Source organism: Delftia sp. (assembly GCF_059499305.1).
In genome coordinates, this window is record NZ_JCABYI010000023.1 from 1 (window position 1) to 22,725 (window position 22,725).

22 protein-coding genes are annotated in these 22,725 nt (G+C 69.3%); 15 read left to right on the plus strand and 7 right to left on the minus strand.

Translation table 11 applies throughout. From position 1 onward, the window contains the following. Nucleotides 1–424 precede the first annotated feature (424 nt). Together AC5I49_RS14080 and AC5I49_RS14085 are read left to right on the plus strand one after the other, a co-directional pair. On the plus strand, nt 425–1,327 hold the full coding sequence (locus AC5I49_RS14080; RefSeq protein WP_016453252.1) for a LysR family transcriptional regulator: 903 nt from the start codon (nt 425–427) through the stop codon (nt 1,325–1,327). A 2-nt stretch (nt 1,328–1,329) separates the two neighbouring features. Further along, the gene (locus tag AC5I49_RS14085) at nt 1,330–1,833 is read left to right on the plus strand and encodes a hypothetical protein (RefSeq protein WP_034369157.1); all 504 of its coding nucleotides are present in this window, start codon (nt 1,330–1,332) and stop codon (nt 1,831–1,833) included. Nucleotide 1,834: 1 nt separating this feature from the next. Here AC5I49_RS14085 and AC5I49_RS14090 read toward each other — a convergent pair whose 3' ends face one another. After that, nucleotides 1,835–2,374: a pyridoxamine 5'-phosphate oxidase family protein gene (locus tag AC5I49_RS14090; RefSeq protein WP_034369154.1), complete on the minus strand. Its 540-nt coding sequence runs from the start codon at nt 2,372–2,374 to the stop codon at nt 1,835–1,837. A 227-nt stretch (nt 2,375–2,601) separates the two neighbouring features. Between AC5I49_RS14090 and AC5I49_RS14095 the strand changes: the two genes are divergently transcribed. The 3 genes from AC5I49_RS14095 (at nt 2,602) to AC5I49_RS14105 (ending at nt 5,529) form a co-directional block, all read left to right on the plus strand. Beyond that, nucleotides 2,602–4,293: a long-chain fatty acid--CoA ligase gene (locus AC5I49_RS14095; RefSeq protein ID WP_016450578.1), complete on the plus strand. Its 1,692-nt coding sequence runs from the start codon at nt 2,602–2,604 to the stop codon at nt 4,291–4,293. Between the two features lie 143 nt (nt 4,294–4,436). Next, nucleotides 4,437–5,249 (plus strand): class D beta-lactamase, encoded by an 813-nt coding sequence (gene blaOXA / locus AC5I49_RS14100; protein ID WP_016450577.1) that lies wholly within the window; start codon nt 4,437–4,439, stop codon nt 5,247–5,249. 61 nt (nt 5,250–5,310) lie between these two features. After that, nucleotides 5,311–5,529, plus strand: a complete 219-nt coding sequence (locus AC5I49_RS14105) for a hypothetical protein (protein WP_016450576.1) — start codon at nt 5,311–5,313, stop codon at nt 5,527–5,529. A gap of 87 nt (nt 5,530–5,616) precedes the next feature. On the opposite strand, the gene AC5I49_RS14110 is transcribed toward AC5I49_RS14105, so the two are convergent. The 5 genes from AC5I49_RS14110 to AC5I49_RS14130 form a co-directional block, all read right to left on the minus strand. After that, nucleotides 5,617–6,516: an NAD(P)/FAD-dependent oxidoreductase gene (locus AC5I49_RS14110; RefSeq protein ID WP_495789530.1), complete on the minus strand. Its 900-nt coding sequence runs from the start codon at nt 6,514–6,516 to the stop codon at nt 5,617–5,619. Further along, nucleotides 6,503–6,988: an Rrf2 family transcriptional regulator gene (locus AC5I49_RS14115; protein ID WP_016453247.1), complete on the minus strand. Its 486-nt coding sequence runs from the start codon at nt 6,986–6,988 to the stop codon at nt 6,503–6,505. The genes AC5I49_RS14110 and AC5I49_RS14115 overlap by 14 nt, the downstream gene beginning before the upstream one ends. Nucleotides 6,989–7,059: 71 nt before the next feature. Then, nucleotides 7,060–8,052, minus strand: coding sequence for a tripartite tricarboxylate transporter substrate-binding protein (locus tag AC5I49_RS14120; RefSeq protein WP_495789531.1), 993 nt, complete (start codon nt 8,050–8,052; stop codon nt 7,060–7,062). A 47-nt stretch (nt 8,053–8,099) separates the two neighbouring features. Beyond that, the gene (locus AC5I49_RS14125) at nt 8,100–9,248 is read right to left on the minus strand and encodes a porin (protein WP_016450572.1); all 1,149 of its coding nucleotides are present in this window, start codon (nt 9,246–9,248) and stop codon (nt 8,100–8,102) included. Nucleotides 9,249–9,430: 182 nt separating this feature from the next. Then, the gene (locus AC5I49_RS14130; protein ID WP_495789532.1) at nt 9,431–11,140 is read right to left on the minus strand and encodes a tannase/feruloyl esterase family alpha/beta hydrolase; all 1,710 of its coding nucleotides are present in this window, start codon (nt 11,138–11,140) and stop codon (nt 9,431–9,433) included. Between the two features lie 195 nt (nt 11,141–11,335). On the opposite strand from AC5I49_RS14130, the gene AC5I49_RS14135 reads away from it, so the two are divergent. After that, the gene (locus tag AC5I49_RS14135; protein WP_016450570.1) at nt 11,336–12,223 is read left to right on the plus strand and encodes a 4-hydroxyphenyl-beta-ketoacyl-CoA hydrolase; all 888 of its coding nucleotides are present in this window, start codon (nt 11,336–11,338) and stop codon (nt 12,221–12,223) included. Between the two features lie 6 nt (nt 12,224–12,229). Here AC5I49_RS14135 and AC5I49_RS14140 read toward each other — a convergent pair whose 3' ends face one another. Next, complete coding sequence (locus AC5I49_RS14140) at nt 12,230–12,730, minus strand: MarR family winged helix-turn-helix transcriptional regulator (protein ID WP_016453244.1); 501 nt, start codon at nt 12,728–12,730, stop codon at nt 12,230–12,232. A gap of 216 nt (nt 12,731–12,946) precedes the next feature. Here AC5I49_RS14140 and AC5I49_RS14145 point away from each other — a divergent pair, with 216 nt between their 5' ends. The 9 genes from AC5I49_RS14145 (at nt 12,947) to AC5I49_RS14185 (ending at nt 22,723) form a co-directional block, all read left to right on the plus strand. Then, complete coding sequence (locus tag AC5I49_RS14145) at nt 12,947–14,776, plus strand: CocE/NonD family hydrolase (protein ID WP_252653307.1); 1,830 nt, start codon at nt 12,947–12,949, stop codon at nt 14,774–14,776. A gap of 51 nt (nt 14,777–14,827) precedes the next feature. Beyond that, nucleotides 14,828–15,454, plus strand: a complete 627-nt coding sequence (locus AC5I49_RS14150; protein WP_495789533.1) for a TetR/AcrR family transcriptional regulator — start codon at nt 14,828–14,830, stop codon at nt 15,452–15,454. Next, nucleotides 15,451–16,500: a DUF418 domain-containing protein gene (locus AC5I49_RS14155; protein WP_495789534.1), complete on the plus strand. Its 1,050-nt coding sequence runs from the start codon at nt 15,451–15,453 to the stop codon at nt 16,498–16,500. Before AC5I49_RS14150 ends, AC5I49_RS14155 begins: the two co-directional genes overlap by 4 nt. 218 nt (nt 16,501–16,718) lie before the next feature. Further along, nucleotides 16,719–17,837, plus strand: a complete 1,119-nt coding sequence (locus AC5I49_RS14160; RefSeq protein ID WP_016450565.1) for a LuxE/PaaK family acyltransferase — start codon at nt 16,719–16,721, stop codon at nt 17,835–17,837. Continuing rightward, nucleotides 17,834–19,330, plus strand: a complete 1,497-nt coding sequence (locus AC5I49_RS14165; RefSeq protein ID WP_495789535.1) for an acyl-CoA reductase — start codon at nt 17,834–17,836, stop codon at nt 19,328–19,330. Before AC5I49_RS14160 ends, AC5I49_RS14165 begins: the two co-directional genes overlap by 4 nt. 1 nt (nt 19,331) lies before the next feature. Continuing rightward, nucleotides 19,332–20,117, plus strand: coding sequence for an ABC transporter ATP-binding protein (locus AC5I49_RS14170; RefSeq protein WP_016450563.1), 786 nt, complete (start codon nt 19,332–19,334; stop codon nt 20,115–20,117). Then, nucleotides 20,114–20,875, plus strand: a complete 762-nt coding sequence (locus AC5I49_RS14175; protein WP_016450562.1) for an ABC transporter permease — start codon at nt 20,114–20,116, stop codon at nt 20,873–20,875. Before AC5I49_RS14170 ends, AC5I49_RS14175 begins: the two co-directional genes overlap by 4 nt. Before the next feature lie 38 nt (nt 20,876–20,913). Then, nucleotides 20,914–21,924 carry an ABC transporter substrate-binding protein gene (locus AC5I49_RS14180; protein WP_126312081.1) on the plus strand — a complete coding sequence of 337 codons (1,011 nt, stop codon included), beginning with the start codon at nt 20,914–20,916 and terminating at the stop codon, nt 21,922–21,924. Between the two features lies 1 nt (nt 21,925). After that, on the plus strand, nt 21,926–22,723 hold the full coding sequence (locus AC5I49_RS14185) for an SDR family oxidoreductase (RefSeq protein WP_277848626.1): 798 nt from the start codon (nt 21,926–21,928) through the stop codon (nt 22,721–22,723). The last annotated feature ends 2 nt before the right edge of the window (nt 22,724–22,725 follow it).

The window sequence follows — 22,725 nt, forward strand, 5'->3', positions numbered from 1 at the left end:
TCGATGCCGCCGCCCGCGCCGGGGGCGCAGCTTTGCACGGTGGGGTCGCATTTGCCGGAGCCGCCGCCCAGGCTGGGGGCGGCAGCCGCCAGGGTGGGCGTGGCCTGGGCCAGCAGTGCGGCAATGCATAGCAAGGCGCTGCGCAGCAGCGTGTGCCGTGGGTGCATGTGAGTTTCTCCCTCGGGATTTTTAGGAATCTCGGGCAGGAGGCGGCCATGCGTCTGGCGGGGAGCTGGTGGAGGCAAGCCTGTGTCCGGGTTGCCGGTCAATCTAGGCAGCTGCGGCGTGCTTGTCTCTAGGAATAGTCTGTTTCTGCGGCCCAAAGGGAGGAATGGGGCGGAAAAGGGGCCGGCGTGGGGCTGTGGCGCAACGGAATGCGGCCGCCCGCATGCCCCACAATCCCCGCCAAAGGAGTGCACGGGCAATGGACAGATGGCAGGCCATGCGGGTGTTTTGCGGCGTAGTGGACGCGCAGGGTTTCACGGCGGCCCAGGACCGGCTGGGCATGACGCATTCCACGGCGTCACGCCATGTCAAATGGCTGGAGTCGGAACTGGGCACGCAGCTGCTGCAGCGCAATTCGCGCGGGCTGAGCCTGACCGAGGCGGGGCGCAGCTACTACCTCAGCTGCGTGCAGTTGCTGGAGCAGCTCGATGCGGCCGAGGCCGCGCTGGCCGTGCGCCGCGCACGCGTGGCGGGCGTGCTGCGCATCACGCTGCCGCTGGCCGTGGGCGCCATCGAGCTGGGCGACTGGCTGCCCGAGTTCGAGCAGCAATTCCCGGATCTGGAGCTGCAACTGCTGTGCACCGACCGGCTGGTGGACTTGGTGGCCGAGGGCGTGGATGCAGCCGTGCGCATCAGCCGGCAATTGCCGGACAGTGGACTGCAGGCGCGGCTGCTCACGCATTCGCCTCTGGTGCTGGTGGCTTCGCCCGCCTATCTGATGCGCCACGGGGTGGTGCAGGCGCCAGAGCAACTGGCCGCGCACCGCGCCCTGGCCTTTGCTGCGGGTCCGGCCCAGCTGCGCTGGAGCGTGGTGTCCGGGCAGGGCGCTGTCACCGAGGTCCAGCCGCTAGCGGCATTGCGCACCGATTCGGTGGCCACCATCTTCGAGGCTGCACGCGCGGGGCGGGGCATTGCGGCGCTGACCTGGCATACCGTGCGCTCGGCCATCGAGCGCGGCCAGCTGGTGCGGGTGCTGCCCTGTTTTCATCTGGGGCAGTACAGCTACCACGCGCTGTATCCGCGCACGCGGCATCTGCGCCCGGCCGTGCGTGCCTTCGTGGATTTCATGGCACGGCGCTATCGGCAGGGGCCGGGGGACTGAGCATGGTGTACTGGAGCCGGCCGCTCGATGCGCAGGAACAGGCCTTTGTGCGCACGCACTTCGGTGCCTCGCTGGATGCGCTGCTGCCGCGCATGCGCCTTTATCTGCGCCGCCTGGGCGACACGCGCAGGGCGCTGTCCATGAATGGCGGGCGCATCTTCATGCCGCGTGCCTTTTTCATGCAGTCCGATCCGCGCCAGCCGCTGCGCCTGTCGCATCCGCAGATCGCAGGCATCTTTGCCCATGAGCTGCTGCACCAGTGGCAGCGCCTGCAGGGCATGCCCGTCACGCGGCAGGCGGCCTGGCTGCAGTTCAAGGCGCTGTGCACGCGCGGTGATCCCTATGCCTACGAGCGCTGCGACGATCCCCGGCGCATGCTGCAGCGCTTTGTCCATGCCCAGGTGGAGCAGCAGGGCCAGATGTGGGAGGACCATGTACGCGCCTGCGTGGCGGGGCAGGGCGATGTGGCGGGCGCCCTGATCGCGGCCCACGTGCGGGGCACGTGAGTCAGCTGGGCTGGATGCTCAGTGCTTCGATCAGGTCATGGGCCGACACATCGCGCGCCGCGCCAAAGCCCGCCACGTGCCGGGCGATGGATGGCGTGATGCAGACAAAGCGGAAGTCGCCCAGATCGGTCATGAACGCGGCTTCGGGGAAGCGCAGCACATAGCTGTCGCGCGCGCCATCGGCCAGCACGCTGCCGGGCGGTGGTGTGCTGGCCACGCCTTCAATGGCCACGCGCTCCAGTGCATGCACGCCCTCGCCGTCCACTTCGGCCGCGCACACCAGCAGGCTGACGGCCGGGTGCAGTTCCATGGCCCGCGTGTGCGCTGCCAGTGCGCTGACGTGCAGCACAAAGCAGCCAAACTGCGCATTCCAGGCCCAGGGCACCATGGACAGACGGGGAGCGGGCAGTGCATCGCCAGCCCCGGGGGCAGGGGAGTCGGCGGGCTGGGTGGCCAGGGCCGCGCTGCGGCGGCGGGCCAGCAGATCGCGCAGCGACAGCTGCAGGCGGGACAGGTGGGGCATGGCGGGCGTGGAGGGCATGGCGCCATCGTACCCGTGGCGTACTTGTGGCGTGCCCGTGGCCGGCTTGCGAAAGCACAAGGCGAGTTGCGGTGGCACCGGTATGCCATGGGCGCTCAAGCGTCACTTTGGCGACGATTCCCTGGGGCCTTCCCCAATGCCGGGAACCGGGTGTGCGCCTAGCCTCGCTGGCAAGGCGGATTGCCGCCGTCCGATCCACTCACCGACCATTCAACGCCCATCCGTCCATGTCGACCCTGCCCGCGCACCACGCCTTCTGGCCCAGCCGTCTGCCCCATTCCATCACCGTGCCCGCCACCAGCGTATGGGAGAACCTGGCCGTCAACGCGCGCCGCTATCCCGACAAGCCGGCCATCCGCTACTTCGGCAGCTCCATCAGCTACCGCGAGCTGTGCGAGGGCACGGAGCGCATGGCGGCCTACCTGCACAGCCTGGGCGTGCAGCGCGGCGACCGCGTGATCCTGCTGATGCAGAACACGCCTCAGCTCATCCTGGCGCACTACGCCATCTTCCGCGCCAATGCCGTGGTGGTGCCGGTCAATCCCATGAACATGGCCGAGGAGCTCAAGCACTACATCACCGACGCCGACGCCAAGGTCGCCATCACCACGGCCGACCTGGCCCCCGAGCTGGCCAAGGCCAGCAACGCGCTGGCGCCGGGCCAGCGGCTCGATCACCTGATCGTCACCCAGTTCACCGATGCCTTCGATGCCGGTGTGCAGGGCGACGATGCGCCGCCTGCGCAGTGGCACGACTGGCTGCTCACCCGGCGCGAGCCGGCTGTGCTGGAGGGCGGCAGCGTCCACACCTGGCAGCAGGCCCTGGCCTGCACCGACGCTGCGCCGCCCCATGTGGTGGGCCGCGACGACATGGCCGTGCTGCCCTACACCAGCGGCACCACGGGCCACCCCAAGGGCTGCATGCACCCGCACCGCTCCATCAACCACAACGCCGTGGCCGGCAGCTACTGGGGCAGCGGCACCAGCGAGGCGGTCGTGCTGGCGGTGGTGCCCATGTTCCACATCACGGGCATGGTGTCGGTGCTGCACACGGCCATCTTCATGGGTGCCACCGTGGTGGTCATGCCGCGCTGGGACCGCGAGCTGGCCGGGCGGCTGATCTCGCGCTACCAGGTCACCAGCTGGACCAACATCCCCACCATGGTCATCGACCTGCTGGGCAGCCCCAACTTCGCGCAGTTCGACCTCACCAGCCTCAAGTACATCGGCGGCGGCGGCGCGGCCATGCCCCAGGCCGTGGCCCAGCGCCTGCTGGAGCAATACGGCCTGCGCTTTTGCGAGGGCTACGGCCTGACCGAGACCGCTGCGCCCACGCACAGCAACCCGTCCGAGCACCCCAAGCAGCAGTGCCTGGGCATTCCCTTCATGAGCACGGAGGCGCGCGTCATCGATCCTGACACCGGTGCCGAAGTGCCCCAGGGCGAGCAGGGCGAGATCGTGGTCCACGGGCCCGAGGTCTTCGACGGCTACTGGAAGCGCCCCGACGCCACGGCCCAGGTCTTCATGGAGATCGACGGCAAGCGGTTCTTTCGCACCGGCGACCTGGGCCACGTGGATGAGGACGGCTACTACTTCATCACCGACCGCCTCAAGCGCATGATCAACGCCAGCGGCTTCAAGGTCTGGCCGGCCGAGGTCGAGTCGCTGATGTTCCGCCACCCCGCCATCCAGGAAGCCTGCGTGATCTCCACGCGCGACGCCTACCGGGGCGAGTCGGTCAAGGCCGTCGTCGTGCTGCGTGCCGGCAAGGAAGACACCACGGCCGAGGACATCATCCAGTGGTGCCGCGAGAACATGGCCGTCTACAAGGCGCCCAAGGTGGTGGAGTTCGTCAAGGCCCTGCCCAAGAGCGGCAGCGGCAAGGTGATGTGGCGGCAGTTGCAGGAGGCGCAGGCGTAGCCCCGCGGGCAGTTCCCATCCATGGGCAAGTCCCACACGCGCTTGCCCAGGGCGCCGTGGGGCTGTTTGCTGCAGGGGCTCTGCAAAGGCTGCGCGCGCATCTATGATCGCGCGCCAGATACGAACACCGCAGCGCACAGCACATGCATAGATTTCCTGGGACCGCTGCCACGGCCGTGGCAGCTTTTTTTTGGGTTTCCGTTCCCGTCCCCGTTGTCGCGCACGAACTGTGCACCCTCGTCGCCGACGCCGACACGGGCCAGTCCCTGGTGCACAGCGGCCCGGCCTGCGCCGAGCGGGTCACGCCGGCGTCCACCTTCAAGATCGCCATCAGCCTGATGGGCTATGACGCCGGCATCCTGCAGGACGAATCCCGGCCCGCGTGGCCGTACCAACCGGAGTATCCGGACTGGGGCGGCGATGCCTGGCGGCGCGATATCACGCCCCAGGCGTGGATGAAAGACTCGGTGTTCTGGTACTCGCAGCAGGTGGTGATGCGTCTGGGCCAGCAGCGCTTTGACGCCTACGTGAAGGCCTTCCGCTATGGCAACGAGGATGTCTCTGCCGTGCCAGTGGCCGACCCGGGCCACAACGGCGTGTGGGTGGTGTCTTCGCTGCGCATCTCGGCGGCCGAGCAGGTGGCCTTCATGCGCAGGATCGTGCGCCGGGAACTGCCCGTGAACAGTCAGGCCATCGACATGACCGCGCGCATCACCCGGCATCCAGTGGCCGTGGGCGGCTGGACCGTGCATGGCAAGACGGGCACGGGCTCGCCGGGCAGCGACAACCGCTACGACGCCAGCCGGGCCTATGGCTGGTACGTGGGCTGGGCCACCAAGGACCAGCGCAGGCTGGTGTTCGCCACGCTGATCCAGGACGAGCAGGCGCAAAAGCCCAATGCCGGCCTGCGCGCCCGCGATGCCCTGCTGCAGCGACTGCCTGCCGTGGACCGCTGACAATGCACGGGCCGTTCCTTTTCTGTACACCTTCCGCACACGAGCGACAGACCGACACCCGATGAAGACCATTGACGAAATGCTGAACCTGGACCTGCTCACCCCCGAGCAGCACGTTGAGATCAGCGACTGGATCGCCCGCGCGAACTCCCCCGAGGAAATACTGCAGATGCCGGCCCCCCTGTGGCAGGCCGTGGAGCGGGCCAGCGAGGCCATGGGCGTCAATGCCGATCTTCTGCGGCCGCCCGCGCTGGATGCGGGCGGCGCGGTCTTCGGATAGAGCGTGCTACGCCTCGTTCCGGACCCCTTTCCCGGCTTTCGCGGGCACATCAAAGTGCATAGCACGCTCTAGGGCGGGCGCCGCAGTTCACCATCCCATCATCGACCGGTGCGCGCCAATGCCGGCCATGGCGCCATCGCTCACCGCCATGGCCACGTTGCCGGCGGCGCGGGCCGCGTCGCCACAGGCGAACACGTTGGGGACGCTGGTGGCCTGGCCTTCCGCGACCTTGATGAAGGGACCCATGGGGCCCTCTTCCAGGGCGCAGCCCAGCTGTTCGGCCACGGGGCTGGCGATGCGGGTGCGCGGCTGGGTGAACAGGCCATCCATGACCAGGCGGCGGCCGTCCTGCAGCAGCACGTCGGCCCGGCCTTCCAGGCGTGCGATGGGGGTGGCCTCCACCTGCGTGCCGCGGCGTGCGAAGGCGGCCAGCTCATCGGCACTTGGCGCGTAGGCGCCGTTGAGCAGCAGGGTGGTCTGGCCCCAGTCGGGCAGCATGACGGCGTGGTGATGGGCCAGGGCCGAGCTGGCAATGATGCCGATGCGCCCCGCATTCATCTCGTAGCTGTGGCAGTACGGGCAATGGAAGACGCTGCGGCCCCAGCGCTCGGCCAGTCCCGGCACGGGCGGCAGGCTGTCATGCACGCCCAGCGCCAGGACGAGGCGGGCGGCGCTGATGGCGGTGCCCGCTGCACGGAACTCCAGCCGGCCATCGGGCGCCACGCGGGCGTCTTCGGCTGTGCCGTCCAGCCACTGCACGGTGGGGTAGGCCATTAGCTGCTGCCGGGCCTGGGCGGCGATCTGGGTGGGGGCGACGCCATCCTGGGTGAGAAAGCCGTGCGATGTTTCGCCGGCCTGGTCCACGAAGCGGTTGCGCCGCAGCCCGGCATCGACCACCAGCACCTGGCGGCGCGCACGCGCCAGTTGCAGGGCGGCGGACAGGCCGGCATAGCTGCCGCCGATGACGGCGAAATCAATGTGTTTCATGCTGGTGCTCCTGCAGTTGATACCAGCCCTGGCCGCCCGCTGCGCGGTGGCGCGCCAGGCGGGCATGGAAGTCCTGGGACAGGGCAGCCAGCGTCACCGAGCCCAGGCGCGCGAGCAGGGCGGCCTCGGCCTGCTGCACCGCGTTGCTCAGCGCTTCGTTCACGGCCTGGGCGACCAGGCATTCGGGCCGGTCTTCCCTGAAGCCCAGCGACACCAGATCAGGGGCGCCCAAGGCTTCATGCACGTCGCGCAGCGTGGTGCGGTCCAGCTCGCAAGACAGCACCCAGCCCCCGCCATGGCCTTTGGCGGAGGTGACAAGGCCTGCATCGCGCAGGCCCGACATCAGCCGGCGCAGCACGACCGGGTTGGTCTGCAGCGCGGCGGCGAGCATGTCGGAGGTGGCAGGTCCATCGCCCTCGGCCATGTGCAGCAGCACATGCAGGACGTCCGAGAATTGGCTGTTCTGTTTCATGCAACATTATTTGTTGCATGAGTGTGGCCTTGTTTCGCGAAGGGATATGGACCTGCCGTCCGGGTGCGCCATCAGGACTCGCCCGTGAACCCGATCTGCTTGACCAGCGAACTCCAGCGCTCGAACTCGGCCTGCTGGTCGGCGGCCATCTCCTGCTGCGTGCTGCCGCGCGCCAGCAGGCCCAGGGCCGCCAGCCCGTCGATCACGGCCTTGTCCTTGAGCGCGGCGGTGATGGCCGCGTTGGCGTTGGCAATGGTGGCGGCCGGTGTCTTGGCGGGCGCGTAGAACCCGAACCATTCCTCCACCGTGACATCGGGAAAGCCCAGCTCGGTGAAGGTGGGCACCTCGGGCAGGAAGGGCGAGCGCTGCTTGCCCGAGGTGGCCAGCACGCGCAGGCGGCCCGCCTTCAGGTACTGCAGGTAGTCCCCGCTGGGGTTCATGGTGGCCGCGATCTGGCCGCCCACCAGGTCCGTGATGCTCGGCACGGTGCCGCGATAGGGCGCGTGCTTGAGCTCCACGCCCGAGCGCAGGCCCAGCAGCGCGCCCAGCAGGTGCGGCATGGAGCCCGCGCCCGGCGAGCCGAAGCTGGCGCGGTCGGGGTTGGCCTTGGCCCAGGCCAGGAAGTCCTTGAGCGTCTTGACCTCGGCCGGCACGGCGGGGCCCACGGCCAGGCCGTGGTAGATCACGGCGCCAATCGATACGGGCGTTGCGTCTTCGGGCCTGTAGGTCAGCTTGGGGTAGATGTGGGGATAGACCGAGAAGGCCGATACGGGGGCCAGTGCCAGCACGGAACCGTTGGGCGGGGAGTTCTTCAAGGCCTCCACCGCGATGCGGCCTCCGGCGCCGGGCTTGTTCTCCACAAAGCCCGGGCCCTTGCTGTAGGGCGTGCCGCCCAGCCGCTCGGCCACGCGGCGGGCCACGCTGTCGCCCGAGCTGCCGGCCGGAAAGCCGTACATGATCTTGACCTGGTCCAGTGCCTGGGCCAGGGCTTGCAGCGGTGACAGCGAGCCCAGGGCGGCGGCGCTGCCCAGGGCCTGGACGAAATGACGGCGATGCATCTGCATGGGATGTCTCCTGGTGAATATGGGAAAGGCAGGCGGATGGAAGCGGCTCAGAACATGTGGCGGATGCCCACGTTGATGCCGGTCTGCGAGCGTCCCGGCGCGGTGTTGCTGCCCGGCGCGCCGCCGCTGACCGAGACGGTCGCCAGGCGGTCGTTGCGGATGTGGCCGAGCTGCGTGTAGACGGCCGTGCGCTTGGACAGGTTGTAGATGGCGCGTGCCACCAGCAGGTCGGAGTCGTAGCCCGACACGCCGCGGTAGCGCAGCGTGAGCCACTGGGTTTCGAGCACCAGGGCCTCGGTGACCGGGTAGGAGGCGCCCACGTACCACAGGTTGCTGCGTGGCTTGACGGCGTCGCCGTCGTTGTCGCGGCGCAGCAGGCCGCCGCCGATCTTCACGCCGGCCAGCTTGAAGTAGCCGCCCAGGTGCAGGCGCTCGTCATGCTTGGCGCTGGAGTTCATGCCGCCGAACACCGGGTCGGTGGACGAGGCCGGCGTGCGGCCGTTTTGCTGCTCGTAGCCCAGCGCCACGCCCCAGGCCGGTGTGTCGTACTTGGCGTACAGCGACCACTGGCGGCAGGCCTGCGTGTCCGATCCGCTCTCGCCCGGGCAGTTGGTGCCTGCCGGGCTGGGGCCGGCATTGACGGTGTCACGCCCGAAGCTGTAGCCCGCGCCCAGTGCCAGCCCGCCGAAGTTGCCGCGCCAGGCCAGCATGTTGTCGGCGCGCGAGTTGGGAATGTAGGCGTCCAGCGAGCCCATGGCGAAGACGGCCGGGCCGATGATGTCCGAGTCCAGCAGCGACCAGAACAGCATGGAGTTCTGGCGGCCCATGGTCAGGCTGCCCCAGTTGCCGCCCAGGCCCACCCAGCTTTGGCGGCCAAAGCCGCGCCCGCCTTGGTTGAAGGTGCCCTGGTCGGGCGCAAAGCCCGACTCCAGCGTGTAGATGGCCTTGAGGCCGCCGCCCAGGTCCTCGCTGCCGCGCAGGCCCCAGCGCGAGGGCACCATGCTGGTGGTCGATGGCATGCGGCTGAGACCGCCGCCCGCCGCCACATTGTTCAGGTGCTCCACGCCCACATCGACGATGCCGTAGAGCGTGACGCTGGAGGTGCCTTGCGCGAAGGCGCCGAAGCTGGCGCCGGAGCCGGCCAGGGCCAGCACGGCGGTGGCCGCCAGGGTCCGCGGGGATGGGGTGGTTTTCATGGTGATGTCTCCTCTGGTTTGAAAAATCGTTGCCGTCTTGGCGTGGGTGTCCGCGCGCCTTTTCTCGGGCGCAGCGGGGCCCGGCCCCGCCGGGGGCGGGACTGCGGACAAGGGGTGGATGGGGGCGGAGGGGGCGTGCCGTTCAGGTGACCGTTCAGGCGCCGCCCGCCTTCAGTGCATGGTCAGCGGCAACTGAAGCTGGCAGCGCTTTCCATGTCGCCGCTGCCGTTGTAGCGGGCGGCCAGCGGATGGGGGCACAGCGGCCGGGTGCGCGTGGGCGACCAGTTGGCGGGCAGGTCGGCGTTGGCGCCGCCCGCGTTGCCCGCGCCGCGCGCACTGGCGATCACGCGGTCCGGCGCCTGGCCTTTCTCCACCCAGGCCACGAGGGAGCTGAGCATGTCGAACTGATCGGTGGCCGGGCCGCCGCTGCAGTGGTTCATGCCGGGCACCAGGTACAGGCGGGCGAAGTCGGCGGCGTCGCCATGGTTGCGGCGCAGCGTGTCGTACCACTGCACGGTGTCATCGCTGGAGAAGATGGGGTCGGCCGTGCCGTGGTAGACCATGAGCTTGGCACCCCGGTTGCGCAGCACGGGCAGCTTGCCGTAGTCGGGCGGCATCATCAGCGACAGGCCGCTTTCCGTGAAGGTGCCGTTGGTCGCCTGCACCTTGGCCAGCATGCTGTCCACGCTGCCGTTGAGGGCGAACTGCGCGTCGTTGAAGCTGGCGGCGCTTTCCGGCGGCGTCTGCCAGATGAAGGCCACGGCACCGGAGTCGCGGCTGATGGGGTTGGAGAATTTCCAGCCGGCCCAGCCGGCCGTATCCAGGCCCGCGTCATACGGGAAGCTGCTGTAGATGCGGCTGCCGCCGCTGGTGGTGGCGCCCTTGAACAGGCCGGCGATGGTGCTCTTTTGCTCGGCGCTGAGGCAGCTGCCGTCGCGCGCACCGCCGCAGGTGGGCACATCGCGCGACAGGTCGAAGCTCGCCTGGCAGGCTGCGCCGGCCTGCACCATGCCGTCGGTGGCCCCGTCCAGCGCATCGCACCGGGCCAGCACGGCCTGGCTGACCAGGCGGCGCTCGGCCTGGGTGAAGCCCGTGCCCAGGTCCGAGGCCGTGGTGGCCAGCTTCGCATAGCCCTGGGCGCCGGCAATGTTGGCAATGGCCGCCAGCGGCAGGCGCGTGCCGGGGTTGCCGGCGATGATGCCGTCGTACTGGTCGGCATAGCGCGAGGCCGCCACCATGGCGTGGCGCCCGCCGTTGGAGCAGCCGCCCAGGTAGGAGCGGTCAGGCCCCTTGCCATAGGCCGTCTGCAGCGCGCTGCGCGCCATGGGCGTGAGCTTGCCCACGGCCTGGTAGCCATAGTCCAGCCGCGCCTGCGGGTCCAGGCCGAAGAAGGGACCCAGGCTGCCTGCATGCCCGGCATCGGAGCTGAGCACGGCAAAGCCCATCTGCAGCGCATTGCCCAGCGGCCCGCCGCCCAGCGCGCCCACGGCCGTGCTCACGACGCCGTCCAGCCCGCCGTTGGCCTGGTAGAAGAAGCGCCCGTTCCAGTCGCGCGGCAGGCGCATCTCGAAGCCCACGGCGTAGTTCTGGCCATCCACGGTGCTGACGCGCTCGTGCATGCGGCCGGTCACGCGGCAGTGCTCGGCAATGGGCTTGCCCGCCACCGCCAGCGTGCCGGCGGCCACGGTCTCGGCGGCGGTGATGCGGGTGTTGGGAAAGGATATTTTCGCGGCCAGGTCCGTGCACGACAGCAGCGTGGCGGGGCGGGCCTCGGCCAGCTGCGCGATGCCGTCGCTCGAGCCGCCGCAGGCCGACAGCAGCAGGGCGGGCAGGGCGGCGGCCAGCGCGGCCGGCAAGGCGCGGGAACGGGTCTTGTGGATCTTTTTGTCCATGTCTGTCTCCTCGGAAGGTGGTGTGAAGCCTCAGCGCGAATCCGTTGCGTGGCAGCCGTTGCCTGCATCTGCATCGCTTTCTGATGGCCGCGATTTTGGTTATATTTAATAACCAATTCAAGCGGCCTTTGCGAATTTCTTATTGGGACTTCCCCTTGATTGCGGGGCAGGCAGCAGGCCGCACAGGAGACAGACATGGACCACGAAAAACTCATTGCCATCGACATCCACACGCACGCCGAGGTGAGCTGCTGGAACCCGTTCGACAACTACGGCGAGGAGTACGACCGCGCCGCCGACAAGTACTTCGGCAACGGCCGGCGCCCGACCATCGCCGAGACCGTGGCCTATTACCGCGAGCGCAACCTGGGCCTGGTGATGTTCACGGTGGACAGCGAATCGCAGCTGGGCCGGCGCCGCATTCCCAACGAGGAGATCGCCGAGGCTGCGCGGGCCAACAGCGACATGATGGTGGCCTTCGCCAGCATCGATCCGCACAAGGGCCGCATGGGTGCGCGCGAGGCGCGGCGGCTGATCGAGGAAGAGGGCGTCAGGGGCTTCAAGTTCCACCCCACGGTGCAGGGCTTCCATCCCTACGACCGCATGGCCTGGCCGATCTACGAGGTGGTGGCCGAGCACCAACTGCCGGCCATCTTCCACACGGGCCACAGCGGCATTGGCAGCGGCATGCGCTGCGGCGGCGGCCTGCGCCTGGCCTACAGCAATCCCATGCACCTGGACGACGTGGCCATCGACTTTCCCGACATGCAGATCGTGATGGCCCACCCCAGCTTTCCCTGGCAGGACGAGGCCCTGTCCGTGGCCCTGCACAAGCCCAATGTCTGGATCGATCTGTCGGGCTGGAGCCCCAAGTACTTTCCCCGGCAGCTGGTGCAGTACGCCAACACCCTGCTCAGGGACCGCGTGCTGTTCGGCAGCGACTATCCCCTGATCACGCCCGAGCGCTGGATGAAGGATTTCCAGGAAGCCGGCTTCAAGCCCGAGGTGATGCCCGGCATCCTCAAGGGCAATGCGGTGCGGCTGCTGGGCTTGGACCGGCCCGCCGCGCAGAAGGCGGACTGAGCGCGCTCAGTTGTAGATCTTCTGCAGCAGCTGGATCAGCGTTTTGCGCTCGGCATCGGTCAGGCGGTAGGTGGCATCCATCTCCAGCTGGGCCGCCGTTCTTTCGGCCTGGGCCGTGAGTTCGGCGCCGGCCGGCGTCAGGTGCACGCCCACGGCGCGGCGGTCTGTGGGATGGGGGCGGCGCTCGATGAGCTTGCGCCGCTCCAGGGCGGCGATCAGGCCCACCAGGTTGGGCGGCATCACGTCCAGCGCCGTGCACAGCTGGCGCGAGGTGATGCCGGGGTTGTGGGACACCAGGGACAGCACGGAGAACTCCACCATCTTGAGATCGTGGGTGGCCATGCGCTCCACGAACACCTCGATGATGGACATCGAGGCACGCCGGGCGTTGTAGCCGACCAGGGTGTGCAGGAAAGAGGCGTCGATGGACGGCCCCGGCGCTGTGGTGCCGGACGGGGCCGTGTTCTCTTCGGACGGAGCGGGCTTGGATGTGCGGGCGCGGGGCATGGGGTCAAGGAACTGAAAATCGAATCATAGTGTGGCGCGCGGCTGCCGTGGTCCGGGGCCTAAGGCCGTGGCGATTGGCCGCGTTCGCCTTCAGCCTGTCTTCAGGCGTGCTTCAGCCCCCCTTCAGCCTGCGCGTGCGCCATGCGCCCGGACGGTCCTACATTGCGGCCTGCCCCCTTGCGGGCATGACTGCATCAGCAACCAGGAGGACCATCCATGATGACTTTTCGCCATTCCCGCGCGTGGCTCGGCGCGGCCGGCATCGCCACCCTTGCCCTGGGCCTTGCGGCCTGCGGCGGGGGCTCGTCGGGCAGCACCAACCCCGGGCCGCGCATCTGGGGCTACATCCAGCTGCCTGACGGCAACAAGATGCGCTATTCGGTGGTCTTTCCCAAGGGGCCGGGGCCTTTTCCCGTGCTGATGGAGTACGACGGCTACGGATCGGGCTCGGTCACCGACCAGACCACCCAGGAATGGACCAAGGAAGGCTATGCCGTGATGGGCCTGAACGTGCCCGGCACGGGCTGCTCCACGGGCGAGAACCAGTGGGCCGACGCCTCCGTGGGCGCGGCCGGGGCGCACGCGGTGGAGTGGGCTGCGCGCCAGGCGTGGTCCACGGGCAAGGTGGGCATGGTGGGCTATTCATACTCGGGCTACGACCAGCTGTGGGTGGCGGCCCAGCGTCCGCCCAGCCTCAAGGCGATCGCGCCGGGCAAGAACGTGGCCGATCCCTACCGCGACGTGGCCTATCCGGGCGGCATCCAGAACATCGGCTTTCCCGCCAATTGGTGGGGGCAGTTCCCCGCGATATGGCGCAAGGCCGCCGAGGACGCCAAGGCGCTGGACGGCGATACCGGATGCGCCCAGGTCGTGGAGGACAACATCCGCAAGATCCAGCGCCCCGACCTGGACATGGCGCGCTGGCTGGACGAGGACCGCTTCTTCGGCGCCCGCTACGCGCGCAAGAGCGCCATGTACACCACGCACCGCATCGACATTCCCACGCTGGGCACCCAGTCCTGGCAGGACGAGCAGGTGGGCACCCGCATGGGCTACTACGAGGACAGCATCGCCCCGGACAAGATGTGGCTGATCAGCTCCAACGGCGACCACCACACCGACAGCGCCCCCTTTATTCGCGAGACCATGAAGCGCTTTTACGCGCGCTTTCTCAAGGGCGAGAGCAATGGCTTCGAGCACACGCCGCGCGTGCTGCTGGCGCAGGAAATGCAGTGGATGAACGGTGGGGGCGACTATGGGCAGCTGCGTCCCTCGGCCGTGGCCAGCTTTGACCGGCTGCCCGTGCGCGTCACGCCCATGACGCTGTGGCTGCAGCCGGGCGGCGGGCTGGGCGATGCGCCCCCGCAGGCCGAGCGCCAATCGGCCAGCTACCGCTACCCGCTGCCGGGCGCCGATGCCAACCATCCCGACGCGGACACCGAGTCCGGCGCGGGCCAATGGACGGCCAGCCCCGCCGGGCAGGGCCTGCTGCGCTTTACCACGGCCCCGCTGCCGCGCGCGCTGAGCTTTTATGGCGAGGCCTCGCTGGACCTGTGGCTCAGCGCCACGGCCGGCGACACCGATGTGCAGGTCACCGTCTCGGAGGTGCGTCCCGACGGCCAGGAGATGTTCGTGCAGCGCGGTTGGCTGCGTGCCTCCATGCGCGCGCTGGACGGCCAGCGCTCCACCGCCTTGAGGCCCTGGGGCGATTTCACCGAGGCCGCCGTGCGCCCGCTGCGCCCCGGCGAGCCCACGCTGATGCGCGTGGAAATCCAGAAATTCGCCCATGTGTTCCGCGCGGGCTCCAGCCTGCGCGTGACCCTGGACACGCCTTCGCAGACCGGGTACTGGGCCTTCGACCATCTGTCCACGCCTTCGACCAACACCGTCTGGCTGGACCGCAGCCGGCCGTCGAAGATCGTGCTGGGCCACATCGCCTATGCCCATGAGCGGCAGCTGCCGGACTGCCGGCGCATGCTGCGCCAGCCCTGCAGGCCCAACGAGGAGGCCGTTCCGCCGGGCGTGGGCCCCATGCCGCCGCTGTGACTTCGTGCCCCGGTGTTGACTATGAATGAACGTTCGTTCATCATTCGGGGCATGAAAAAGAAGGAAGACATCAGCGAGCGCAGGGCCCTCATCGTGCAGGCGGCCCTGCAGTGCTTCGTGGAGCGCGGCTTTCACTGCACCAGCATGCGCGACATTGCGCAGGCCGCCTCGGTGAGCCTGGGCAACCTGTACAACCACTTCGACGGCAAGGAGGCCTTGATTGCCGAGGTCGCCACGCAGGAGCAGACCGAGCTGCTGCCCTTGCTTCAGGCGCTGGAGCGGGCCGCAGCCCCTTCGCTGCCTGTGGTGGCGCAATTCCTGGCCGCCTACCAGGCGCTGTGCCGCCAGCGGGAATGGGCCGTGCTCAGCGCAGAATGCCTGTCCGAGATCGCGCGTTCGCCCGGGCTGGCGCCGGCCTTCGAGGCCAACCGCAGGCGCATGCTCGACGGCCTGGCAGGCTTCATGGAGCGCGGGGCGCAGCAGGGCCTCTTGCGGCCCGCCGTGCCCGTGCGCCTGGCCGCGCAACTGCTGCTGGATGTGGTGGAAAGCGATGCGCTGCGCTTTGCGCTGGCGGTGACGCCGCAAGAAGACGCGGGGGCGGATGAAGGGGTCGATGTGCTGCATCCCGCCTTACTGGCCTGCCTTCTTGGAGGCGAGGCACAGGGAGACGCGACATGAGGCATGCCACCGGCAGGGGCGCCCGCCTGGCGGGGCTGGACCTGGCGCGCTACCTGGCGCTGGCAGGCATGGTGTTCGTCAACTTCAAGCAGGCCATGCATCCCGCGCTGCAGGAGCCGGGCTGGCTGCTGTCGTTCTTCCATTTCCTGGAGGGCAAGGCCTCGGCCACCTTCGTGGTGCTGGCAGGCCTGGGCCTGGTGCTGGCCACGCGCTCGCTGGAGCCGGCCACGGCGCGCCTCTGGACGCTGCGCCGCGCGCTGTTCCTGCTGGTGGCCGGTGGCATGAACCTGGTGATCTTTCCGGCCGACATCATTCACTACTACGCGGTCTACTTCGTGCTGGCCATCGCCTGGCTGCAGGCCGGCGCAAGGGCGCTGCTGGCCGGCATGGCGGCCGTGGCCATGCTCTCCGCCTGGGCCTTGCTGCAGCTGGACTACGGCCAGGGCTGGGACTGGGCCAGCCTGTCCTACCAGGGCCTGTGGGAGCCGGCCGGCTTTGCGCGCAACCTGCTGTTCAACGGCTTCCATCCGGTGCTGCCGTGGTTTGCGTTCTTCCTGTGCGGCATGCTGCTGGCACGCCTGCCGCTGGCCGAGCCGCGCGTGCAATGGACCTTGGTGGCTGCGGGTGGCGTGATGGTGGGATTGGCCTGCGCCGTCTCGGCGCTTGCGGCCCGCAGCGCTTGGGCTCCCTGGCTGGCCACCGGCCCCATGCCGCCCGGCCCTGCCTACCTGCTGATGGGCCTGGGCTGCGCCAGCATTGCCATCGGCGCCTGCCTGCGGCTGGCCGACCGCTGGCCCGGTGGACCGTGGCGCGGCCTGCTGCCGGCCGGGCGCATGACGCTGACCCTGTACCTGGCCCACATCCTCATCGGCATGGGGCTGCTGGAGGCCATGGGCGCGCTGGACGGATCGCGCAGCCTGCGCGAAGTGGCCGTGGCCGCCGCGCTGTACGTGATCATCGCCAGCCTGGCCGCCTGGGCCTGGAGCAAGAAGGTGGCGCAGGGGCCCGTGGAATGGGTGATGCGGCGGCTGACGGCACTGGGCTGACGCAGTCTTGCAGGGCGATGGCCCCGGGCCTGCGGCGTTGGCGACCCTGCTGTAAGATAGCCCTCCGCTCCGGGGTGCACGCCAGTGCTGAGATCCACACCCGAGAACTTGAACCGGGTCATTCCGGCGGAAGAAGAGCTTGCACCCCTGCGTGGCCGCCCATGCGCCACGGGCGGGGCGCCTTCGGAGCATCACGTCCCAGCTCTCGAAGGAATTCCATGGACAAGGCCCGGCCCCAGGCGGCTTCTCTGGTCGCAGACCTGCTTGCATTCATCGCCATGGACGGCTGCACCGACGAGCAGTTCGATGCACTGGCCCTGCGGCTGTTCGCCTACCAATACGAATCGAATGCGCCGTTTCGCAGCTTCTGCCAGCGGCGCGGCGCCACGCTGCGCAATGTGAAGACCTGGAGCGACATTCCCGCCGTGCCCATCGATGCGTTCAAGGCCATGGAGCTGCGCAGCGAGCCGGCCTCGCCCGCGGAGCGCGTGTTCATGACCAGCGGCACCACGGGCCAGGCCAAGGGACTGTCCGCGCGCGGGCGCCACTTCCATCCAGCGCTCGATGTCTACGATGCGTCGATGACGCGCAACTTCGCGCAGCGCTTCATGGCCGGGCACGAACGCCTGCCCATGGGCATCCTCTTTCCCGACGAGCAGGCCATGCCCAACTCTTCGCTGGCCCACTACCTGGCGCTGGCCAAGACGGAATTCGGCACTCCCGACAGCCGCTACTTCCTCACCCCCGACGGCCTGGACATGCCCGGCCTGTGCGCCGTGCTGGAGGAATCCGAGCGCAGCGGCCGCCCCTATGCGTTGCTGGGCGCCAGCTTCAGCCTGGTGCATGTGATGGACGCACTGCGCGAGCAGGGCCGCAGCTTCCGTCTGCCGCCGGGCAGCCGCATCCTGGACACGGGCGGCTACAAGGGCCAGTCGCGCGAGCTGCCGCTGGAGGACTTCTACGCCGACCTGTCCCGGCTGCTGGGCGTGCCGCGCAGCCACTGCATCAACATGTACGGCATGACCGAGTTGAGCACGCAGTTCTATGACGACGGCAATGCCACGCTGCCCTCGGTCAAGTCGGGGCCGCACTGGATACGCTCGCGCCTGGTCGAGCCCGTCACCGGCCGCAGCGTGGCGCCCGGCGAGCGCGGCATTCTCGTGCACTGCGACCTGGCCAACTACAACGCGGTCACCACCATCCTCACCGAGGACGTGGGCCTGTGGGCCGGCCATGGCGAGAACAGCGGTTTCCTGTTGCTGGGGCGTGCCGAGGGCGCAGCGGCCAAGGGCTGCTCGCTGGCGGTCGATGAATTCGTGAAGGCCGCTGCTGCATGAACATCGAGCGGATCACGGCCGGCTACCTGCCTGAACTGCCTGGTTTGCGCGAGGACGAGGTGCAGTGGCATGTGCTGCCCTTCGAACGCGGTGGCGTGCGGCTGGAAGTCTCCGTGCCCCTGCTGACCGGCCCGCAGATGCATGCGCTGGCAGCCCATGTGCGCCGTGCCGCCGACCGCCACCTCAGGGCCATGCCCGTGGCCGAGATCATCGACGCCATCGACCGCGCCATCGCCCGCCTGCTGGACCGCAGCGATCCCTATCGGCGCCAGGCCGAGACCTGGCTGCCCGTGGTCAGCGGCTATGACTCCGACATGGTGCGCCTGGGGCTGACGGGCTTCTTCAAGACCTTTCGCGCCGCGCAGCTGCGGCGCTTCGTGGCCGAGGACTTTGCCAACCCGGCCGTGCTCGACGGCTTCCAGCCCGCGCCCAAGGGCGGCGCGGTGCGCGCCTTCGGGCCCGACCTGCTGATGCACAGCTGGGCCGGCAATGTGCCTGCGCTGTCCCTGTGGAGCCTGGTCTGCGGCCTGCTGGTCAAGGCGCCCGCCATTGGCAAGCTGGCCAGCGCCGAGCCGCTGTTCGCGGGCTGGTTCGCACGGCTGCTGGCCGAGGTGCATCCGCCGCTGGCCGATTGCCTGGCCGTGGTGTGGTGGAGCGGTGCGGGTGGTGTGGATGGGGCGGATGGCGCCGATGGCGTGGATGGCGGTGGAGCCGCCGCGCTCCATGCCGAGGCCGACACCGTGCTCGCCTACGGCGGCAACCAGACGCTGCAGGCGCTGCGCCAGCGCCTGCCCGTGACCACGCGCTTTCTGCCGCATGGCCACAAGCTGGGCTTCGGCATGGTGGGCGCCCAGGCGCTGGACACGCTCAAGGCGCCCGCCGTGGCGCGGCTGGCGGCCTGGGACGTGATGCGCTACGACCAGCAGGGCTGCTACTCGCCCCATGTCTTCTACGTGGAGCGCGGTGCCCCCGTGCCGCCGCGTGCCTTTGCCGACTACCTGGCGGCCGAGCTGGCCAACCTGCAGCGGCGCTTTGCGCGCCGGCCGTTGGAGCTGGAGGAGGGCGCCGCCGTGGCCCGCTGGCAGCAGTCCGTGGAATGGTCGGGTGACGAACAGCAACTGCTGGGTCCGGTGGACGCGCCCTGGAGCGTGGCGTACAGCGACAGCCTGCAGCCGCTGGCGCCCACGGCCCTGTACCGCACGATTGCCGTGGTGGGCGTGGACCGCCTGGATGACGCCGTGCCCGTGGTGGCCGCGCAGCGCGACTACCTGCAGACGGCCGGCATTGCCGCCTCGCCCGAGCAGCTGTACCGCCTGGCCGGCCTGCTGGGCGCGGCCGGCGTCACACGCATCAGCGCCATCGGCTCCATGAGCATGCCCGAGGCCGGCTGGCACCATGACGGCCGCTTCAACCTGCTGGACCTGGTGCGCATGACCGAGATAGAGCAATCTGCCGAGGCGGCGGCGCAGCCGTTTGCGCCGTATGCGGACTGACATGGCGAACCTGCAAGAGGGGACGGACGGGGCTGCAACCATGGCGTTTCTCGATGTCGAGCAAGTGGTCTTCACCTACCCGGGCCGCCCGCCCGTGGTGGACGGCGTGGACTGGCGCGTGCAGGCCGGTGAGGTCCACTGCCTGCTGGGCCGCAGCGGCTGCGGCAAGACCACCTTGCTGAAGCTGGCGGCGGGGCTGCTCAGGCCGCAGTCGGGCCGCATCCTGCTGCGCGGCGCCGAGCTGGCCGAGCCCGGCCCGCAGCTGGGCTTCATGTTCCAGGCGCCCACGCTGCTGGAGTGGCATACGGCGCTGGGCAATGTGCTGCTGCCCGTGTCGCTGCAAAGGCGGCCCGCGCCGCAGGACGAGCAACGCGCCCTGGCGCTGCTGCAGCAGCTGGGCCTGGCCAGCCATGCGCAGCGCCATCCGCGCCATCTCTCGGGCGGGCAGCAAAGCCGCGTGGCGCTGGCGCGGGCGCTGGTCCTCGATCCGCCGCTGCTGCTGCTGGACGAGCCCTTTGCCGCGCTGGACGCCATCACGCGCGCCGAGCTGCAGGACGACCTGCTGCGCACCTGCCGCGAGCGCGGCACCACGGTGCTCTTCGTCACCCACGACATCAACGAGGCCGTCTACCTGGGCGACCGCATCGCCCTCATGCACGGCGGGCGCATCGTGGCCGATATGGCGGTCGATCTGCCCGCGCCGCGCACCCAGGCCATGCGCCACGGGCCGGCGTTCAACGAACACTGCGCCCGCGTGCGCGCAGCCCTGGACAGGACGGCGGCATGACGGTGTCCTTGTTCCATGCCCGCCTGCTGGCCGCCGCGCTGGCGCTGGTCCTGCTGGGCCTGTGGGAGCTGCTGGTGCGGCAATGGGGCCTGTCCGCCCTGGTGCTGCCGGCGCCCTCGGCCATTGCGGCATCGCTGTGGACGGGGCTGGCCACGGGCTATTTCTGGCCGCACATCTGGGCGACGCTCCAGGCCCTGCTGCTGGGGCTGGCGGCCGGCAGCGCGATCGGCCTGCTGGCGGGCATGGCCCTGGCTGAATCCGAGCTGCTCGAGCGTGTGCTCAAGCCCTACGTGGTGGTCAGCCAGGTCGTGCCCAAGCTGGCGCTGGCGCCGCTGTTCGTGCTGTGGTTCGGCTTCGGCATGCTGCCCACGGTGCTGATCACGGCGCTGATCTGCTTTTTCCCGCTGATGGAAAACACCCTGACCGGCCTGCGCCAGGTCGATGCCCAGCGGCTGCAGCTGTTTCGCATGCTGGGCGCCACGCGGCTGCAGACGCTGCTGCGCCTGAAGCTGCCCACGGGCCTGCCCGCCATTCTTGCGGGCCTGCGCGTGGCCGTGGTGCTGGCCCTGGTCGGCGCCGTGGTGGCCGAATTCATGGGCGCCAGCCGGGGCCTGGGCGCCGTGGTCATTGCCGCCCAGGGAATGATGGACACCACCCTCATGTTCGCCGCCCTGGTGCTGATCGCCGCCATGGGCCTGCTGCTGTACCAGGCCTGCCTGGTGCTGGAGCGCCGGCTGCTGCGCTCGCGCGCCGCCTGACCATCCTGAACACTTCCGAAACCTTTTCCCCAAGCGCCATGCACACACCGCAATCCCCCTTCCTCACCCGCCGCAGCCTGCTGGGCGCCTCTGCCGGTTTTGCCGGCCTGGCGCTGGCCGGCAATTGCCTGGCCGCTCCTGTGCAAGGCAAGATCCGCCTGGCGGGCTGGAGCAAGCCCATCAGCGAGATCACCAACATCCTGGCCGAGCCCGACAAGGGCTTCTTCAAGGCCCAGGGCGTGGAGCTGGCCTACCTGCCCGGCGCGGGCGGCGGCGACGCCATCCGCAACATGCTCAGCGGCCAGGCCGATGTGGCCTTCACCGATCCCGGCTCCTTCTTCATGGCGCTGGACAAGGGCGAGAAGCTGGTCGCCATCTACGACATCTACCCGCAGAACGTGTTCAACGTGGTCTCGCTCAAGTCGGCCGGCATCCGCAAGCCGGCGGACCTCAAGGGCAAGAAGATCGGCGTCTACAGCCTTTCCAGCGGCACGCGCCAGAACCTGCTGGTGATGCTGCACCAGGCCGGCCTCAAGGAGTCGGACGTGACCATCGTCGTCACCGGCCTGCTCAACTTCGCGCCGCTGATGCAGGGCCAGGTCGATGCCACGGCCGCCACCGACACCGGCCTGGCCGTGGGCCTGCGCAAAGGCATTGGCGAGGTCGATGTGATGCAGGTGCGCGACCACCTCAACATCTCCAGCGACATGTTCGTGGTGCGTGAGGACACGCTGCGCGACAAGAAGGACCTGCTGCGCGCCTTCCTCAAGGGCTACCGCGACAGCGCCGCCTGGATGATGGCCAACCCCGACGAAGCCGCCACGCTGGCCGGCAAGCACGCCATCGACGGCACCCAGCGCGACATCAACCTGGACGTGATTCGCCTGCGCAATGCGTCTTCGCAGCCGCTGCAGGCCGGCAAGCCGCTGGGCAGCTTCGACCTGGCCGCCCTGCAAAAGGGCGCCGACGCCTACCGCGCGCTGGGCATGGTGCAAAGGCAGATCAAGGTGTCCGACGTGGTGGACACCAGCCTGCTGCCCGGAGCCTGAGATGGCACAGCCGTCTTCCCTGGGCCTGCAAGGCAAGGTGGTGCTGGTCACCGGCGCCGGCCGCGGCATAGGCGCAGCCATTGCCACCGCCTTCGCGCGCGAGGGCGCCCTCGTGGCGGTCAACCACCTGTCCAACGACGCTGCCGCCGCCCGCACCGTGGCGGCCTGCCAGGCTGCGGGCAAGCAGGCCGGAGGCGATGCCTGGGCCATCAAGGCCGATGTGGGCTCGCAGCCTGCCGTCCAGGCCATGGCCGAGGCCATCGCGCGCGAGGCCGGCGCCATCGACATCGTGGTCAACAACGCCTTCAGGCCCTACGCCTTCGACCCCGAGCGCCGCCGCCGCTTCGACGACCTGGACTGGAGCGACTACCAGGCCCAGTACGACGGTGCCGTGGGCGCGGCCTTCAACGTCTGCCGCGCCGTGCTGCCGCAGATGCGCCAGCGTGCGCGGGGCAGCATCGTCAACATCGCCAGCAACCTGGTGGAGCACCCCGTCGTGCCCTACCACGACTACACCACGGCCAAGGCCTCGCTGGTGGCCTTCAGCCGCAACCTGGCCAGCGAACTGGGGCCCGTGGGCATACGCGTCAACTGCGTGGCGCCGGGCCTGGTCTATCCCACGCAGGGCACCCAGGACACGCGCGAGTCCTTCCGCGAATCGCTGATGGCCGCCACGCCGCTGCGCCGCCTGGCAAGCCCCGAAGACGTGGCGGGGCCGGTGCTGTTCCTGGCCTCGGAACTGAGCGGCTTCATGACGGGACAGGTACTGTTCGTCGATGGCGGCCTGGTGATGCGCTGAGC